At 45.6% G+C, this 17506-nt stretch carries 13 protein-coding genes and 3 pseudogenes; 4 read left to right on the forward strand and 12 right to left on the reverse strand.

Annotation, left to right across the window (positions count from 1 at the left end; translation table 11 throughout):
• Positions 1-243: 243 nt before the first annotated feature.
• Genes WH37_RS30910 through WH37_RS30920 form a run of 3 tightly spaced genes read right to left on the reverse strand, consistent with a single transcriptional unit; the run spans position 244 to position 4039 of the window.
• A complete protein-coding gene (locus WH37_RS30910; protein ID WP_046234514.1) occupies positions 244-2238 on the reverse strand; it encodes an ATP-binding protein in 1995 nt (664 codons plus the stop codon).
• A 9-nt stretch (positions 2239-2247) separates the two neighbouring features.
• Positions 2248-2778: a hypothetical protein gene (locus WH37_RS30915; RefSeq protein ID WP_046234515.1), complete on the reverse strand. Its 531-nt coding sequence runs from the start codon at positions 2776-2778 to the stop codon at positions 2248-2250.
• Positions 2759-4039: a dsDNA nuclease domain-containing protein gene (locus WH37_RS30920; RefSeq protein ID WP_046234516.1), complete on the reverse strand. Its 1281-nt coding sequence runs from the start codon at positions 4037-4039 to the stop codon at positions 2759-2761. The genes WH37_RS30915 and WH37_RS30920 overlap by 20 nt, the downstream gene beginning before the upstream one ends.
• A gap of 557 nt (positions 4040-4596) precedes the next feature.
• Between WH37_RS30920 and WH37_RS35120 the strand changes: the two are divergent.
• Positions 4597-4719: pseudogene (locus WH37_RS35120) on the forward strand (IS3 family transposase); the annotation flags it as partial.
• Positions 4720-5127: 408 nt separating this feature from the next.
• Here WH37_RS35120 and WH37_RS30925 read toward each other — a convergent pair.
• The 4 genes from WH37_RS30925 to WH37_RS30940 are packed head-to-tail and all read right to left on the reverse strand — an operon-like array spanning position 5128 to position 8921.
• Positions 5128-6000 (reverse strand): DJ-1/PfpI family protein, encoded by an 873-nt coding sequence (locus WH37_RS30925; protein ID WP_052737354.1) that lies wholly within the window; start codon positions 5998-6000, stop codon positions 5128-5130.
• Positions 5993-6802, reverse strand: coding sequence for an ABC transporter ATP-binding protein (locus tag WH37_RS30930; protein WP_046234517.1), 810 nt, complete (start codon positions 6800-6802; stop codon positions 5993-5995). Before WH37_RS30930 ends, WH37_RS30925 begins: the two co-directional genes overlap by 8 nt.
• Positions 6799-7857: a FecCD family ABC transporter permease gene (locus WH37_RS30935; RefSeq protein ID WP_197091407.1), complete on the reverse strand. Its 1059-nt coding sequence runs from the start codon at positions 7855-7857 to the stop codon at positions 6799-6801. Before WH37_RS30935 ends, WH37_RS30930 begins: the two co-directional genes overlap by 4 nt.
• Before the next feature lie 5 nt (positions 7858-7862).
• Positions 7863-8921, reverse strand: a complete 1059-nt coding sequence (locus tag WH37_RS30940) for an ABC transporter substrate-binding protein (protein ID WP_046234519.1) — start codon at positions 8919-8921, stop codon at positions 7863-7865.
• A 1412-nt stretch (positions 8922-10333) separates the two neighbouring features.
• Here WH37_RS30940 and WH37_RS30945 point away from each other — a divergent pair.
• Positions 10334-10881, forward strand: a pseudogene (locus tag WH37_RS30945) (transposase); the annotation flags it as partial.
• A gap of 65 nt (positions 10882-10946) precedes the next feature.
• Here WH37_RS30945 and WH37_RS35130 read toward each other — a convergent pair.
• Positions 10947-11279, reverse strand: coding sequence for a winged helix-turn-helix transcriptional regulator (locus tag WH37_RS35130; RefSeq protein ID WP_331458096.1), 333 nt, complete (start codon positions 11277-11279; stop codon positions 10947-10949).
• A 119-nt stretch (positions 11280-11398) separates the two neighbouring features.
• Between WH37_RS35130 and WH37_RS30950 the strand changes: the two genes are divergently transcribed.
• Entirely contained in the window at positions 11399-12283 is an 885-nt protein-coding gene (locus WH37_RS30950; RefSeq protein WP_046234520.1) for an SDR family oxidoreductase, read from the forward strand.
• A 555-nt stretch (positions 12284-12838) separates the two neighbouring features.
• Here the strand turns inward: WH37_RS30950 and WH37_RS30955 are convergent.
• The 4 genes and pseudogenes from WH37_RS30955 to WH37_RS37595 all read right to left on the reverse strand — a co-directional run.
• Entirely contained in the window at positions 12839-14068 is a 1230-nt protein-coding gene (locus tag WH37_RS30955) for an MFS transporter (protein WP_331458097.1), read from the reverse strand.
• Between the two features lie 549 nt (positions 14069-14617).
• Positions 14618-14986 (reverse strand): response regulator, encoded by a 369-nt coding sequence (locus WH37_RS30960; protein WP_046234522.1) that lies wholly within the window; start codon positions 14984-14986, stop codon positions 14618-14620.
• Positions 14983-15219, reverse strand: a complete 237-nt coding sequence (locus tag WH37_RS36820; RefSeq protein ID WP_231594444.1) for a sensor histidine kinase — start codon at positions 15217-15219, stop codon at positions 14983-14985. The genes WH37_RS30960 and WH37_RS36820 overlap by 4 nt, the downstream gene beginning before the upstream one ends.
• A gap of 216 nt (positions 15220-15435) precedes the next feature.
• Positions 15436-15609, reverse strand: a pseudogene (locus WH37_RS37595) (histidine kinase); the annotation flags it as partial.
• A gap of 409 nt (positions 15610-16018) precedes the next feature.
• On the opposite strand from WH37_RS37595, the gene istA reads away from it, so the two are divergent.
• The gene (istA, locus tag WH37_RS30970; RefSeq protein WP_046234523.1) at positions 16019-17506 is read left to right on the forward strand and encodes an IS21 family transposase; all 1488 of its coding nucleotides are present in this window, start codon (positions 16019-16021) and stop codon (positions 17504-17506) included.

The raw sequence follows: 17506 nt of genomic DNA on the forward strand, positions 1-17506 counted from the left end.
TTATCTCGAAAAATTATTTTCAGAATATTCACTTTTAATGTTTGCTAAAGGTTTATGCAACGCTAGTGAGTTGCACTAAATTATTGTTGTCTTTTAACTTTATTGAACGAACTATTGAAAAAGAGCCTCTATAATATCTTCTACCTCTTTGTTAAGCGATTAAAATTTCTGTAGTAACAAAACCATTGTAATTATTCTAGAAAGTCTAAAACGCGCTTTAAATTTTCATCTTGTACAACTCAGTTAATGACCACGATAATATTTGATCAATGGAGGATTTTCAGGATCATCGGGGGTCATATGAAATACCTTAAGCTTATCATTATTTAGGAAATAGCCTTCATATGGCGTTCCATCAGGACTATAGAATTCCTTATCAACCATAATTAATTGTTTTTCCTTAAGTTCACTTGTAAAAAGCATATAAATTAAATTATAAAAACCTTCAAAGATATCTTTATTTTCCCTCTCACTAATGTTCTTCATAGGAGTATCTATCATCAAAAATGAAGGTAGATTAATATTTTTTCTAGCAGCTAAACGATGAATAGCAAGAATATAACAGCTCTTAAAAATCGTCTTTTTTCCGCCGCTACCTAAATTAGCGAATTCAGTTGTAAATATTTCATCTTCACCAAAACGTGTTATTCTAGGAATAAAATCAGTTGTATTTATTTCCAAATAGTCATTTAAATCAATTCCTGGAAATCCAACTAAAGTTAAATTATCTAGGAATAAAGATTTCAGTTCATCCAAATTACTTGCATCTAGCTCAGCATTACGTCTTGCTATTTCTAGCTCATTCTTTAACCTTTGTTCATCTGCTCCTAAGTTTTCAACTTCTTTATATAACTCAACAATTTTCATGGGTAAAGGCAATAAATTACTTAGTTCTAGTCTCCTTCCCTCAAGATTACCGATTTGTCTTTCAATATCTCTTGCAGCAGCTAAATATGCTGAATCATATTCTCTCTCCAAATCATTGATTCTCTGATCATTAAATATCTTCTCTTCTGAAATATATACTTTCTCTCGTTCAATCGCTTCTTTTTGCCTTTCAAGTTTATTAATAGATTCTTTAAGTTCAATTTGACGATTTCTTAAATCCAATTGAATGATTTCTACATCATTGTTATGAATATCATTGGGATGCTCTTGTAAACACAGCTTACAGATGCTTTCTTCAATAATTCTATCCTCAATCTCTTGACCACACTGAGGACAACTGTGGAAATCTATTCCCCTTAATAAGTTTTGCGCAATTGTCGACCTGCTTACCTTTAAAGATGCTAAATTATATTCGTTTTGCAATTTTACTCTTCTAGTGAGCTGATTAGTTATATCAAGATAAGCAGTAGATAATTGCTCTAAATCCTTCGATTGTTCTCTCGCTTTTTGTTTATATTGTTCTATAACATGTGAATTTTCTCTTACTAAACTATGCCTTAAATTATTCAGTTCTGATCTCCTATTTTCTATTTCCTGTCCTAAACTTTGAAGTTCAAACTCTATTTGTGGTGTATCTGCAATATTACTGTCTCTAAGAAAACTATCAATTCTTACTGCGGTTTCATACAGAGTAGACTTTTTGCGTCTAGTTTCAAACAAATCAGTTTCAAGCTGTGCAACATTCTCTTGGTGGAATCCTAGAATTAATCGCATAACATCACGGCTTTTTAACTTTTTAAAATCATGCTCATCTCTTCCAAGATTAAAAAACGAGCTATCAATTGCATCCTGATCTAAATAACAATACCACATCAGGTCTCTGAAGCTTAATCGAATCAAATCAGTGTCTTCTTTTATCTTACTTTTCCTTACTTTCGGTGGATTCATATCGGACAGATAGAATAATAAATCAGATAGCGTTTGAATTTCAGTATTTGGAATAATAGACCTTGAACCTAATGTTTTTTTTGCATTTATAGGAACAATTGCATTTAGTGATTCTTCCGTGTCAATAGGAACCCATGTTACATTAAGCTGATTCGAACCTTTATCACGTGATAAGAGTACATACTTCCCATTAATTATCAAATTCAAGTCGGCACCAATAAATTCCTGTTGAAGTGCAGGAGTTTCAACTAGCTCATTGCCTAAGCAATAATCTATCAACCTTAGTATGGTCGACTTCCCTGCACCCATTTTTCCATAAAAATATGTAATTGTCTCAGCAAAGTTAATGGTGAAATTTTCTTTTCGACATCTTATAGTTAAATTCGTTATAGTGATATTCATTTTTATTCCTCATCTCAATGTTAATTCTGTAAGAGCTGTCGACAGTAGACTATCTAGCTTTATTGTTGATAGTGCTAAAATATTAGTCTTTATCGCCTTACTTTGTATATGCATATTTTTAAATTCACCAAAGGACAAAATATCATTATAGAGCGATAGCCCTTTTGAAGTCTGATATATATCTAAAGATTTCTCTCGTAGTTTCCAATCAATCAAAGATTTCGCATTAAGAAGAACCATTAATTTTCTAAAGTTGGAACTCCATGGGCTAAATCTAAATGATAATATATTTGTCTCAATATTATTCATTTCGGCTTCTGTGATGTGTATATCCTTCTTCTTATTCAAATTAGTTAATACACTATCTAACGCAGACGGATATTTCAATAAAAAATCCATCTTAGCTAATTTTACTAATTCAATCGTTATCTTATCGTTCTTATTTCCGATAAGTGTATAAATTAAAAGCAAGGCTCGAATATTATCTAGTTCGTCTCGTTCATCAAGAATAATGATTTGCTCAATTAATGACATCGACATTGTTCAACCAACCTCCTGTTGGCTCTTTACTGAAAGCTACTTTACATTCGTTTGTAAGTACACCAACTAACCCTTTTAATATCTCATATGGGCACTCAAACACATCTTTGGTTCTATTTATAGCGACTTCCCTCAAACGATCCTCAACTGAATGAAGCATTTCAGCACCGTAAGGTGAATCTTCTTTTTTACATCTTGATTTTGCTTCAATGGATTGATTAAGGACAATTTTTTTAATTTGTTGAAATTCTCTTAAATACTCTTGTTGATTTTCAGCTTTAATGCTGTTAGTTAAAAAATAATCTTCTGCGTCAGTTCGTAAATCATCCATAATCTCGATTTCTTCAAAATCAATAAATCCTGAAGACATCTTACGTTTTAAAAGTTGATTAGATTTTGCTATCGTAATATCTGCTGCATCTGATCTAGAACTCAAAAAAAGATTCTTATTAAAGTTTTCTTGCACGATCCTATCAACAGCTAACTTAGTAATTCGTTTGGCATTTATTTCTTCCGCTACAGAGTTTATTCTTCCAGTTGCAAGTTCTGCATAATCATATATTCCATTTTCCAGAAATCTTGAAGAAGCAAAGTAAACTTTCTCGCATAATCTTCTATGAATAACTCTTAATTTTTCAATACTGGCTCCATTACATTGATGCACTTTCCCTAAATGATCATTAATAATTTTTGCATCGATATCATCTAACCCAGGACCTACCATTGTTTTTATCTTTTTGATTGTAGTTAGAACAGTCTCAATTGAGAGTTCTGATTCTTCTACAAGTTCATCTATATATTTCCGGAGGTCACGTGGCTTAATATCTGATAGTAGTGGCGTATTCGTTACTTGATTTACTAGATTAGTTAAGCTTTTTGCAGAGTCATCATCACGAAATGAACAATTTGAAATAATCGTAAAGTTGGAGAAGGAGTTCTCAAAATCAGCTTCTAATTTTATAAATCTCAGTAGGCTCTTTTTTATTGCAGGGTCCCTTAATTCAAATGGGCCATCTGAAACTTGTCTTGTTTTTACTTGTAATCCATCATAATTACCATCTTCCCTTACAGCTAAAATATCTTCATGATGTTCACAATATAGTTCTTTATATGGAATATTACCTGCGAACATTTCAATAGCGATCAATACAGTAAAAGTGTGTTGATATCTAAATCTTTTCTGAGTTTCATCCCCTGGATCATTAGATAAGGTCGTAAGTAGAGGGTCTTTTGCACTACTATCGTAATTTCTCTCGATCATTCACTTTCCTCCTGCGTTTAAAATAACCAGTAGCAACTCTTCAACTTCAGTATAACAGACCTATTTTGTCGAATGTTGGAGTATTATGTCATAACAATATTTGTTTTCCGTTTTTTCAAACCTAAAATAACCGAAAGAAAATCATGGGGTTTTATGGTTATTACAGAAGAATCCATTATCAATGAATTTAGCGGTGATACTGTGCTGAAACCAGTTTTTAATTGACGATTTGTAGTATGAAGTGCGACACCTAAAAATGACCCATGACCAATTCGTAAGTAGTATGAAGTTACCACACTCCACCTAAACGGAGAATCAGCCATGAGCTACCAACATCTAACCACAAGAGAGAAATCAGCTAGAAGTACTCTTTCAATTGGGATGGTCCGCTAGAGCCATTGCACGTATGCTCGGGCGTATCACTCCAGCCTATCCCGCGAGCTCAAACGTCAAGAAACAGAAGCGTTTTACTGTGCAAATAGAGCCCAGACATCGTATATAACTCAACGAGCCCGTTGTAAACCTTCGGGTAAATGGGATGGCTCAATGATTACACATTCAAGACGCGAGCGGAGACCAAAAAGGCTGTATTTGAGTACATCGAACTCTTTTACAACCGTCGGAGAACGCATTCCTCCAACGGTTATGTCCCGCCGTTTCTAGTCGGAGACATGAGGTAAGTATTAGACTAATTGGTGTCACCGAGGCTTTCTGCGTGTCTACTTTTTCAGAGCAAGGTCAATTTCTGGGTTTTATGATTTGGGTACAACCGATGAGAAGAACACTACCACCGGACATTATAAAGTCAATTTAACAGGCCAAAGTCATGAGAAATTGACACCATAAATCAAGCGATAAACTATCGACGGTAATAGCTCAATAAAAAATATAAAAAACAATCAGCGTTGCCATTAATCCGGCAACGCTGATTGTTTCATGTTGGATTTTAGATAATTTTAGTTGAATGTTTCCTGCTAATCATTCACTAATCCTGTCCATAATGGGCAATCAGCTCTTTACTTGCACCATTTCTTACACAGGACAAGTAGGCACATTCTCCGTTACATTATTGCAATGGCCGGGGCGCGTCACTCAGCGCGTAGTGCATGTTCGAGTGTGGCGTAAAAGTCTCGCGCGAGGGCGGTGAGTTCCGGTCCGGCCTCATCAGGCGTCCCAGATCCGAGCGGTGGTTGCGGCGCATACTCCGCTCCGAGTTCGAGGAACCGGGCGTACTCGTCGCCGCGGAGCCGTGCCACCAGCCGAAGGGCGAGGTCCATGCCCGCTGTGACTCCGGCGGCCGTCAAGAGGTTCCCGTCGATGACGACACGCTCATCCACGGCCTCGGCTCCATACCCTGCCAGCAGATGGTGCATCGACCAGTGAGTGGTCGCGCGCCGCCCGTCGAGCAGTCCGGCCGCCCCGAGGGCGATGGCGCCGGTGCACACGCTCGTGACGATGTCAGCCCCGGCAGCGATGCGGCGGATCGCTACCATGGCGGCCTCATCGGCGAGGAGGACGGGTGTGTCCCCGCCTGGCACGAGCAGCACGGTCGGGGATGCCGGGGCGTCCTCCAGCGTGGTCGTCGGGATCAGCGGCAGCCCTCCAGCGCTGGTCACCGGCTCGCCCGGGGCTCCGGTCGTCGCCAGGTGCACCTTCGCCCCCAGCATGGAGGCGAGGAAGTAGTGCGGGCCGATCACGTCGAGAGTGTCGAAACCCGGGTGCAGGACGATGACGACATCCTCGTCCGCGGTGAACGTCACCCCCGGCAGTGCCGCAAGCGCATCATGCGCCGCGATGGAGCGGTCCCACGCCGCTCGCGCCGCCGGATCGTCGGGACGCCCCGCCAGATGATCGTGGGTCGCGGCATGCTGAGCAGGTTCGGTATTCTCTGTTGCGGTAATGGTCTCTCCGTTTCGTGGGCGTAGGCGATCTGTAGGTTTAATAATTAGCTTTTTATTCAAAAAAATTCATCTCCGTTTCGTGGGCGTAGGCGAGCTGCATGCGCCCGGTGAGTGGATTGGTGATGCCCTGAGCGCGGATCCCGAAGACCTCACGTAGCAGCTCAGGGGTCAGGGTGTCGCCGGGCGTTCCCGAGGCGACCACCTCACCTGCTGAAAGGACGACGAGGCGGTCGCAGTACGCCGCGGCCAGATTAAGGTCGTGGAGAGTCACAAGGGTCGTAACCCCCAGCGCGTGGACGAGCGCCATCAGCTCAAGCTGGTGGCGGATGTCCAGATGGTTCGTCGGTTCGTCGAGCACGAGGATTCGCGGCTCCTGCGCGAGGGCGCGCGCCAGTTGGACCCGCTGCCGCTCTCCGCCCGACAGCGTACTCATGTCACGATCGGCGAAATCGCTGACGCCGGCCCGCTTCATCGCTCGTTCGATCGCGAGGACGTCCTCCGGTCTGTCTGACCCGAAGAGGCGGCCGTGTGCGATCCGCCCCGTGGCGACGCACTCCGCCACGGTTAGCTCGAGATCGCTCGGTCCGTCCTGGACGACGGCCGCCGTCACACGGGCCGCCTCCCGCGGACGGGACTCCCAAACGTCGCGATCTGCCGCCGTCACGCGCCCGGAGGTGGGGCGAAGCATCCGGTAGACGGCGCGCAGCACGGTCGATTTTCCGCTGCCGTTGGGGCCGATGAGTCCAACGACGTCTCCGTCAGCGGACAGCGAGATTCCCTCGACGATCGTGCGTCCGGCGATCTCGACAGTGACGTCATCGACGTGGAGAGCTGCGGCATCCTTACCGCCCAGGATACTCATGCCTCTCCTTTACTGGATTGCCTTAGCATCCAGAGGAAGAACGGTGCACCAATGGCGGCGGTGAGCAGCCCCACCGGCAGTTCGGACGGGGCTATGATCAGACGCGCGGCGATGTCGACCACGACGAGCAGCAGCCCACCGGCTAGAGCCGATGTGGGCAAGACCCACTTGTGATCTGAGCCGACGAACATCCGGACGGCGTGCGGAACCACGAGCCCGACGAAACCGATCGCGCCGCTCACTGCGACGACGACTCCGACGAGGAGCGACGTGATCACGAACATCACCAGACGGAAACGCCCGACATCTACGCCGAGACTCGCAGCGGTTTCATCGCCGATGAGGAGCGCGTTGAGGATCCGGGCCAACAGGATGAGTACCACAGTAGCGACAACAAGGACGACAGCAGGTATGCCCAGGTCGACCCATTCCGCGGCGGCGAGGCTGCCGGAGAGCCAGGAGAGTACCTGGCTCACGCCTTGGCCAGGCGCGCTCGCACGCAAGACGAGATAACTGGTGACGGAGCTGAGCAGGTATGACATCGCCACGCCTGCGAGAATCAACCGTCCCGGCGTGACGCGGCCTCGCCGTTGCGCGAGCCCGAACACGATCAGTGTCGTTGCGAGAGCGCCACCGAAGGCCGCTACCGGGACGGAGACGGCGGTCAGGACGCCCAGGCCCAGCGTGAGAGTCGCGACAGCCGCGACGGACGCGCCGGAGGAGATTCCGAACACGAAAGGATCGGCGAGCGGATTGCGCACCACCGCCTGGAGCACCGCGCCGGCGACGCCGAGGGAGGACCCGACGATAAGCCCGAGCAGAGCACGCGGCAACCGGAACTCCCAGGTGATGCGCGCCTCCACATCTGTCGCCGCGATGGAGACACTCCAAGGGAGGATGTGGTCGGCGATCACATCCAGGACCTGGCCCGGAGCGATCGGGACCGATCCGACGGATACGGAGAGTACCACGGCGGCGACGCACGCGATCATCAGGACGACGATAATGGTCCGCCGGTGACCGGTGCGACTCGTAGGCGGCACCACGATCGACACGGAGGTCACGACGCAGGTACCGCGAGATCCAGGTCAGGATGGATGCCGTTCGCGATCTCCGTCAGGCCTCTCATCACGGAGATGGACGCGTCGGTGTCGGCGACGGGAATCTCGACGAGCCTGCCGTCCTTCACGGCAGGCAGGTCGGGGAAGTTCGTCGTGATGTAGTCGCTAAGGTTAGCGAAGTCCTGACCCTCGAAGGTGCCGACGAGGATCACGTCGGCATCGGATGCCGCGAAGTCCTCTTTGCTCACGTAGACCGAGTCCGCCGGGAACACGTTCTTTCCGCCGGCCGTTGCGATTGCGTCATCGTAGATGCCGCCAGCGAGCACGATCAGCGGTCCATCGCCCCCGTTGTAGAACGCGACCCGTTGCGTGGGCAGACCCTTCACGGCGTCGACGACCGTCTGCTTCTTCGCAGCCATTTGGGCGATGAACTCCTCCGCCCGGTCCGAGACACCGAAGATCGTTCCGAAGTCCCGCAAGGTGCGGTACGGCGTCTCGAGTGTCATATTGAGAGCATCCGCCGAGCTACACAGGTTCGACCCGTAGACCTGAGCGCCACCCTCTTCGATCTGCTCCACCGAGGCGTAGCCCTGCGAGGTATCGAAGGCGAAGCCCTCCAGAGACTGGCCGACCACGAGGTCCGGGGCTTCGCTCAACAGAACTTCCTTCGATGGCCAGCTCATCGAGGTGCCGATCACGGGGAGTGCCTCGGCAGCTTCGGCGATGCTGTCGGGGAAAGCGGCGTAGTTACCCGCGACGGCGGTGATTCGATCATCGAGTCCGAGGGCGAGCATCATCTCGGTCGGCGCCTGCCATAGGCTCACCACACCCTCCGGTGCCGAATCGAACGTCAGCGTGCGTCCACAGTTCTCAACCGACACCGGATACGCAGCCCCCGCCGACGTAGGGGATGCGATTGAACTGGGGGAGCTGGCGCTATTTGAAGCGCTGTTTGCAGGAACGCTTGTCTCCGGAGCGGAGCCACCGGACGAGCCGCATCCGGATAAAGCGATGACGGCGATGAAAGCTAGTAGCAGATTGGACTTGGTTTTGATCATGAAAGGAAACCTCCAATATTCTGTTTGTATCGAAAAATAGCAAGTTATTTGACGTTGGAACGAATCGTTTTTCCTACAAAGGATAGTACGGCGATCTTCGAAATTTGCCGTCCGCAAACGAATACGATATCTGCCTGTCATCTGGCGCAGCTCTCAGCAAATGCCGCTCTACGATCGCAACCGCGTTCTGTGGCGTGACGTTTCGTTACCAAAAGCTATCCGGATACACGATGATAGGAGAGCTGTCCTATTATCTCCCGACGCATTCCGCCGATGAATTGACGCGAACGCGATTGTCCCTGGCTCCGCGATCTTTTTCACCCTTCAACGCTCCGCAGACTGCCTGAGAACCGCGTTTGGCGCAGCAGCGTCCCTGGCAGACGAGCACATGATGTTCCAATTCCGTCATCCGCTCATGGGATTGCCGACGAATGAGAGCAAGCTCTTCTTCTGATCGCGCTTTTTTTGATCCAGTAGATTTGCATCCTGGTTTGGCATATTTGTCCACATCTCGCTTTCTCCATCATTTTTTTCTGCAAGTCCATTCTGTTCAATAATAAGAGATGAACAAGATAAATCCATGACCATTTGGAGTTATTAATGTGAAGGAATGGTGACATTTGCCTCCAACACAACGACGTCACAAAACGGTCAATTCGGGGTTCAGGGATAGCTCGAACACTGCGTTGGTTTTCAATCATGTAACGAAGAATATCTTATCCTCACAGAATTGATCGTACGCGTTATAATCCACATAGCCTCGATCGAAGACATACGTGATCCCTTTCTCATCCGCCAATTCTTCTAGCGGTATTCGGTATTTCACTTTAGCCGGTGTCATTTTCACTTTGTCCAGATAAACCTCTTTGTTATCCCAATAAGCAATGCGTGAATTTAACTTGGCTTAACGAGCTGGTTATACACCTGTTCGAACAGAGCTGGATCGACTTTATTATGTTTCCTGCACAATTGCGCTTACGAGATGGAAGAAAGCCCGAGCTCCTTTTGAAACGCCGGATCTAATGCGTTATTTGCTATGTCACGTAGCCCGTCGCGTTCTTGCAGTTCTGCATGAAGAAAAAGCTTTAAGAGCAAGCGAGTGTCGTCAATTTCTTTGCATGCTTATCTTGATTTCGTTCTTTTACGCCATCTATGAACGTTTTTGAACAAATTGGCGCTAGCCATTTACCAGATGAAGAAAATAGCGTATTCTTGTCCACGTGATGATCCTTTTTAGTGGATTATGGACAGGGCGACCTTCCATATCTATTTATATAGGATTTTTTTATGGCTACATTTGAGCCATAGAAAAAACTATGCCTTGGCATAGTCAGATTGTCGAGAAACCCTACGTCTTGTTCCAAGACGCTTGGGTTTCTCTTTGTTTTGGGGATCCAAACGAAGCTAAAGGAGATGAGCTAAATGCTGCCGTTGAAACGGATCGTCAAACCCAAGGAAAAAAGCACTAAAACCACGGGAGGAGGTGAACGAGGACAAGGAATTGAAGGTGAGCACAACGGATCCGGACAGCGGATATATGTTTCGGGAAGGCAAGCCAGAAGGCTTCTTTTATTTGGATCATCGCACCGTTGATGTGAAGTACAACCTCATTACCGATGTTTTCGTAACCGCAGGCAATGTCCATGATTCCGTCCCGTATCTCTCTCGATTAGACCGTCAGCGTAAACGTTTTGGTTTTGAGGTAGAAGCCGTTGCTTTAGATTCATGCTACATGACCACGCCCATTTGCAAAGGGCTGGAAGAACGCAAAATCTATGGTGTCATCGCGCATCGCAGATTTCATCCCACGCAAGGGTTGTACCCGAAGTGGAAATTCACGTATGAGGCCGGGCGAAACGTGTACCGCTGTCCCGAGCAGCAGGAACTGGTGTACCGCACGACGGATCGTCACGGGTACCGACATTATGCTTCGGATCCGAAGATGTGTGCCGCTTGTCCTGGCTAACACGACAATACGCCGTTATTACAGCCGCTTTAATTGTTGTTTGCTTGTGTCTAGGGAGCCTACATATGCTGTAGACCCCAGTTTTGCAATTGCAATAAAATCGGGGTGAGACTATTTCCTTTATCCGTTAGTGAGTATTCAACACGAGGTGGCATTTCAGCATAAGCAACTCGGTGCACTAGGCCACCTTCCTCAAGCTCACGCAATTGACGCGTCAGTGTACGGTGCGTCACGGTAGAGAGCAATTTTTGCAGTTCATTAAATCGTACGATATCTTTATTCAATAAATGGTACAAAATCAGAATTTTCCACTTCCCGCCGATCGCATTGACTGCAAATTCGACCGGACAAGGGCTACAATTTTCCAGTGGTTCTATCTCCAAAAGTATCACAGGAGATACCTGGTATCCCGAATGTGCGTACTTACATAAAGTTTGTAAGTTAGTTATTATAAGTATAACATTTAGTTCAATATTGAACTAATAAACTTAACTACGAGGGGTTGTTGTATATGGAAACAATATTAGTCTATGGAGCATCAGGGGTACAAGGTGGGGCAGTAGCAAGATTGTTAACTTCCAATGGGGTAACGGTTCGCACTATTACACGTAATGAGAAAAACGTGACAGCTTTGAAGGAACAAGGCATAGATGCATTTGTAGGCGATTTGTCTGTGTTAGAAACCCTGAAGGAAGTTAACAGAGGTGTTGATAAAGTCTTCTTGAATATGCCAATCGAGTATGACACAGCATTAATCAAGCAACACATTACTAATGCCGTTGAAGCCGCCCGACAAGCAGACGTAAAATTGATCGTTGTGAATTCGAATGGCTTTTTACCCGAACAGCCAACTGACACCAAAACATTGGATGTTAAACGCGAAATGATCGAGTACGTACAACAAAGCGGTATTCCAACCATTTTGGTAAAACCCACTCTATATATGGAGAACTTCTTGATTCCAGGTCTCATCAATAATGGGATGCTTTTCTACCCTGTGCCAGCAGATAAACCGATTCCATGGATCAATTCCGAAGACGCAGCGCAATATCATTATTATGCGCTAACCCATCCTGAGCTGGCAGGACAAATGCTGCTGGCTCCAGGGCCGGAAGCACTCACTGGTGCAGAACTGGGTGAGCGTTTTAAACAAGCATTGGGACAAAATGTAACCTTTCATTCCCTGAACTATGATGATTTTGAAGCAGCTCTCACACCAGTGATGGGGGCAAAGCAAGCAGCTGGTGTTGCGGGCTTCTATCGTTGGATCGGAGCCAATATCGATTCCTTGAACTATTATGACGTGAAAGATCGCGTAATTGTCCCTGATCTCCAACTGACCTCGCTGAAAGATTGGTTGCAACAACCGCATGTAATTACAATGTTTGGTTCTTAAGAATAGATCCAGTGTGGGTTCGAATAAAATAAAATCTAGCATCATCACTTTAGAATTCGTTGAAATAATGCCTTTTATCTCTCAGGGAATGTGCTATAGTACATTCCCTGTCATATTATCAGTCACCCTACTTTATGTTGTTTCGAATTGCTGACTAATCTGATTGTCTGTAACTTATCGTAACTCAAGGAGAATAGTCGTTTGCAAGTTTTTTATTGCTTGTTCAAAATAGCTTATACGAAAGTGTAGTTTCAGATTTGATCCCTCCCCCTGGCTCTCCTTCCACTTGTCGCTTCCTGCAACAAATTTAGCCCTAAGGACATATACAAAGTTCTAGTACTTAGACCACCAACTAATCGCTATTTGGATCATGCTCTTACCTCATAACACTTTTTTTTACTAATCTACCCCATTGGTTTAACGATAAATGGAGCAGATGCATTATGCCGTCTGCTCCATGCTGTTTCAACTAACGTTTCCACGTAAAGCTTGTACTAAGCCGGGGATTCCTGCGCTAGCTGAATTAGGTTTAGGTATAAATCTTAAAAACAGTCATTATAGGAGTGAGGCTTTGTTTGATTTTCCTTTCCATAATACTGTAAGTCCTAAACCAATTACCAGAACTATTCCTGCAAAAAGGTAAGGGTAATGAATATTAATATCAAACAGAATACCACCCAATGCTGGACCAAAAAAATTCCCTAAGCTAGTGTAAGTAGAGTTCATGCCTGCTACAAAACCTTGCTGTTTACCCGCAGTTTTAGATAAAAAGGTAGTTAGGGCAGGTCGTAACAAATCAAACGCTAAAAAAATAAAACAAGTTACAATTAAAACTGCCGTGAAGCTAGTTACAACCGTAGATATGAAAGCTAAAACCGAAGCGGTGATTAGGCAAAGCTGAATCACCATTTTTTCGCCTAATTTATTTACTAATTTCCCAAACAATAAAATTTGAATGATTACAGCTACAATTGAACTTATTGTGATAATGCTTGCGATATCCTTGGGAGTAAAGCCAAATTTCTCATTAGAAAACAAGCTGAATACCGTTTCGTAGGCAGATAATCCAAAAGCAAGGACAAAGACCATAATAAACGCTATTAAGTAGATTGGTTGAATTGATTTTTTGAAATCTTTAATGAAGCTAGATCCCTTTGTGTTTGATGATAGTTGTTCCATCTCTTCATGAGATAAAGGCTCTTTTAATATAAGTGAAGAGGAGATAGCGGCTAAGAGTGCCATAACAGCGGCGAAGAAAAACGGCATCCTAATTCCATAATCGGCAATAACCCCCCCAACACCTGGCCCAATAATAAATCCGGTGCTGATAGCAGCTGAGACGTATCCCATCGCCTTTGGCCTATCCTCTGTAGTAGTAATATCAGCCACGTATGCTGTTACAGCAGGCATAATAAAGGCAGCACTTATTCCGCCCAGTATCCTGGATAAATAAAGTATTGAAACATGTGTTCCTAGTCCAAAAATCAACTCTGATAAACTGAATACCAGTAAACCGATAACTATCATTCTTTTTCTTCCAAAACTATCAACCCATCTACCAGCAAAAGGCGAAATAACTAACTGGGATAAGGCATAAACTGCAACTAGATAGCCCATTGTACTTCCAGATAAATCTAACATATCTTTAAAAGAAGGCATAACTGGAACAATTAAACCAATCCCGAGAAAGGCTGTGAAAATATTGCTTAGTAAAATCACCATTACCATTTTTTGATCTTTTATTGGCTTTTTCATCTGAATACTCCTCTTACTACTAAAATTCATTTGTCGATCAAATTTCCTTCTTTTATACTAAAACCAGGGGAGATGGTTACTGTAAAGTCGAGGAGATTGATTGACGATTTAATAAAGTGACTCACAACTGTGAGCTAACTTCAAATGACTAGACAAACACTAGATATGAGAGTTACTAAATTAGAATGCAGTGGAATTATAAGGAACTTTTCAATCAAAATTTTAATTCCATCAAACGGATGTTGACTTCCTAACATGAGTTACTTTCACTTAGTTATTATTTTTATCATAAGATATAGTCTATAAGTTTTTAGTCCTTTTTTACATAGATTTAGTGAAGTGTTTCGGGCATTTTAATTGATTGATGAAAGTATATAATATCAACATCGTATTTCTTGAAAAACCATTAATAAGTACCGTAATCAGGATCAAGTTGGTTCTTTCTTCAACAAAAAAGTCGCATATTTAGCGACTTTAAATGGAGCTATGTTCTTGTTTCTCGACGGATGTGGCGCATAATGATTCTTTAAAAAGTCTTACATCTGCTACGATAACATGCTCTATTCACTAAAGCTGTTTTTACGTTCTGTCTCTTCCAGCCTTTGGAGCTACAAAACGGAATAAATAAGATTGTTCATACGCAAACTGCAGTTGATCTTCTACCTGGTTGTACCACTTCTTCCCATGCGACAAATCAACAAAACCTGTTGGTAGCATGCGACGAACACTCACCTGAAATCCCTCCTGTATGAAAGCTTGGGATATAGTATCCAGTGAATGAAAAATAAGGTCTGAAAGCCACTTTTCCATGAAGCCGATTGCCTCTTGACCGTTAGAAACGATACCGATGACGTTAAAATGATCGTCCATATCCAAAATTTCACGGATGGCTTCCCTTGCGTATGCGTGATCATCAACAACCAATACTCTTGTTGTGGTTAATGTCATGTTAAAGCCCCCTTGTGAATCTTAACGACCGTATCTCTATCCTCTCGATACATGTTCATGATCCATCCCATCTCATTGCAGAGTTCTTTCATAATGCGCAGACCGAATTTTCCTTTTTTAGCAAACGGATCGCCCTCGAATCCTTGTCCGTTATCCTTTACAGTAACCTTCCAGCTATGGCTCATTCCCATCGCCGTAATTGATCCTGCTGTGGCAGAAGCGTACTTATTCATGTTGATGAGCTCCTCTCGAATGCAGGCTAGCAGTTCAACCTCTTCCTTGTCATCCAACTGGTGGTCTTTTAATTCCCAGTGAACATTGATTCGCGCACGGACGTCCTTAAGTGGTGATGACATTGGCTCAGAGAATCGATTTACATCCCGATCGAGACGAAGATTTGTGCTCGCTTGCCTTACATAACGAATCACTTCATGAATCGTTTTGCGAATGGACAGAATGTTTTGTTCCTGCTGTTTCTCGTTGCTTCCCTTTTCGAGCTTTTCGGCCTTGACTGACAGTAGGAAAAGGGATTGAGCAATCCCGTCGTGAAGCTCACATGCTAGCTGTTCGCGTGCTTCAAGCGCAGCTTTTCCGGAGCGTTCAATTTCAAATTCTTTCTGTATTTTTTTTCAATATGCGAAATAATTGAGTTAACAATGTGATACCGACGACATACACTAGAACCGGCGTTAGCCAATTGCCTAAATCCATTGAGATGTAAGGCAAAAGGAATTGATGTCTGACATATTCCCATATGGCTGCAGTGAAAGTTGGAATGAAAAGAATCATCCATTTGATTTGTTTATAGTACATAGGTTACTCCTCACAATCTATAATCCAATTTAAGATAGTGGTCACTCGGGACTGCGGAACCTATAGCGGTACCCCCATAAAGTGTTTATTGCATATTAAAAATGCCGAAGATTGCAGCGTGAAAATGCTCAAGTAACGTGCAAAAAAAGGCACTTGCCAGCACCCCAATATTTCTCCTATCGTTAGGTTTGCGAGAACTCGACGAAGGAGACTGGAAGGATGCTGAAAATGCCCCAACAAGAGTATATCAAATTTTTACGTGAAGCAGAAGGCTACTCGGTAAATGAGATTGCAAGACAGGTGGGCGTCCATTGGCGAACGGCCAAACGCTATGCCGATCGGGACAATTGGAATGCCGAGTTGGGTAAACGGAAAAGCAGTAGCCCGGTGATGGGGCCGTTTATGGAGGTAGTCGACACCTGGCTAGAGGAAGACCAGTTGCTTCCCCGCAAGCAGCGACACACGGGCGTCCGAATCTTTCAGCGTCTGAAAGAGGAGTATGCGTTTCCTGGCGGACAACGCACCGTTCTGGCCTACGTCAAGAAGCGTAAGAGCGACATGCAACTGGAACGTGCCAAAACCTATGAACGGTTAGCGCATCCTCCCGGAGAAGCGCAGGTTGACTTCACCACGATTCAGGTCAGTCAAAACCAGCACCTGCTCACCTACAAGCTGCTGGTGGTTTCTTTTCCTTACAGCAATGCCGCTTTTGTCTATCCCACACCAGCAGAGAACCAGGAATGTTTTCTGGAAGGGATGAAGCAGTGCTTTGAGCAAATGGGCGGCGTACCTCGGCGGATCTGGTTCGACAATCTGTCGGCCGCAGTGGTTCACATCGAGAAGCACGGCGAGCGACAACTGACGGAAGGCTTCCAGCGCTTTTGTGCGCATTACCGCATGGAGGCGGTGTTTTGCAATCCCTATAGTGGCCATGAAAAAGGCCATGTCGAGAGCAAATGCGGCTATTCCAAGCGCAACTGGGCGGTGCCCCTTCCCGTTTATGAAAGCCACGAACAACTGGCCGACTCCTTGGCTGAGCAGGCGAGACAAGACCGGGATCGCCCTCATTATGCCAAAGGAGAGCAAATAAGCGACCTGTGGGAAGCGGACCGCCGCCACCTGCTCCAGTTGCCAGAAACCGGTTATGAGCCCTTCCGGCTCAGCGCGGCGGTGGTCAACAAATACGGAGAAATCCGGGTCGAGGGAACCGCGATTCCGCTGGTGGGACTGGTTTCTCCCGGAAGTGAGGTGCTCATCCAGACGTTCTGGGATCGGTTCGTGATTCGAACTCAGGAGCAACAACTCGTGCGGGAAGTGCCGCGTCCGTATACGGGAAGAACGGCTGAAATCCCTTGGACGCAGGTGTTCATGAATCTGCTGCGCAAGCCTCGCAGCGTCACTCATTCGCAGTTCATTCGCATGCTGCCCAAGGCGATTCGGGAGTACGTGGGCGTGGCCGATCTGACCATGCGCAAGGAGCGACTACAAGCGCTGGCCCACTGGTGCGGCGTGTACCAGATGGAACAGATCCAGCGCGTGCTTGAGGAGGCGGGCGGTGAAGCAACCGTCACTCAACTGACGGCGGCGCTGGGCTTAGAGCAAGCAAGCCGGGACATCCCGGCGACTTGGGTGGAGACGCTTTCTCCCCCCGGGACCCAAGGAACTGAAACGCTTCAGCGCTATGATCGTTTGATGGGGGTGATCTGA

Origin of the sequence: Paenibacillus algorifonticola (assembly GCF_000971975.1) — a bacterium.
Taxonomy (GTDB): domain Bacteria; phylum Bacillota; class Bacilli; order Paenibacillales; family Paenibacillaceae; genus Pristimantibacillus; species Pristimantibacillus algorifonticola.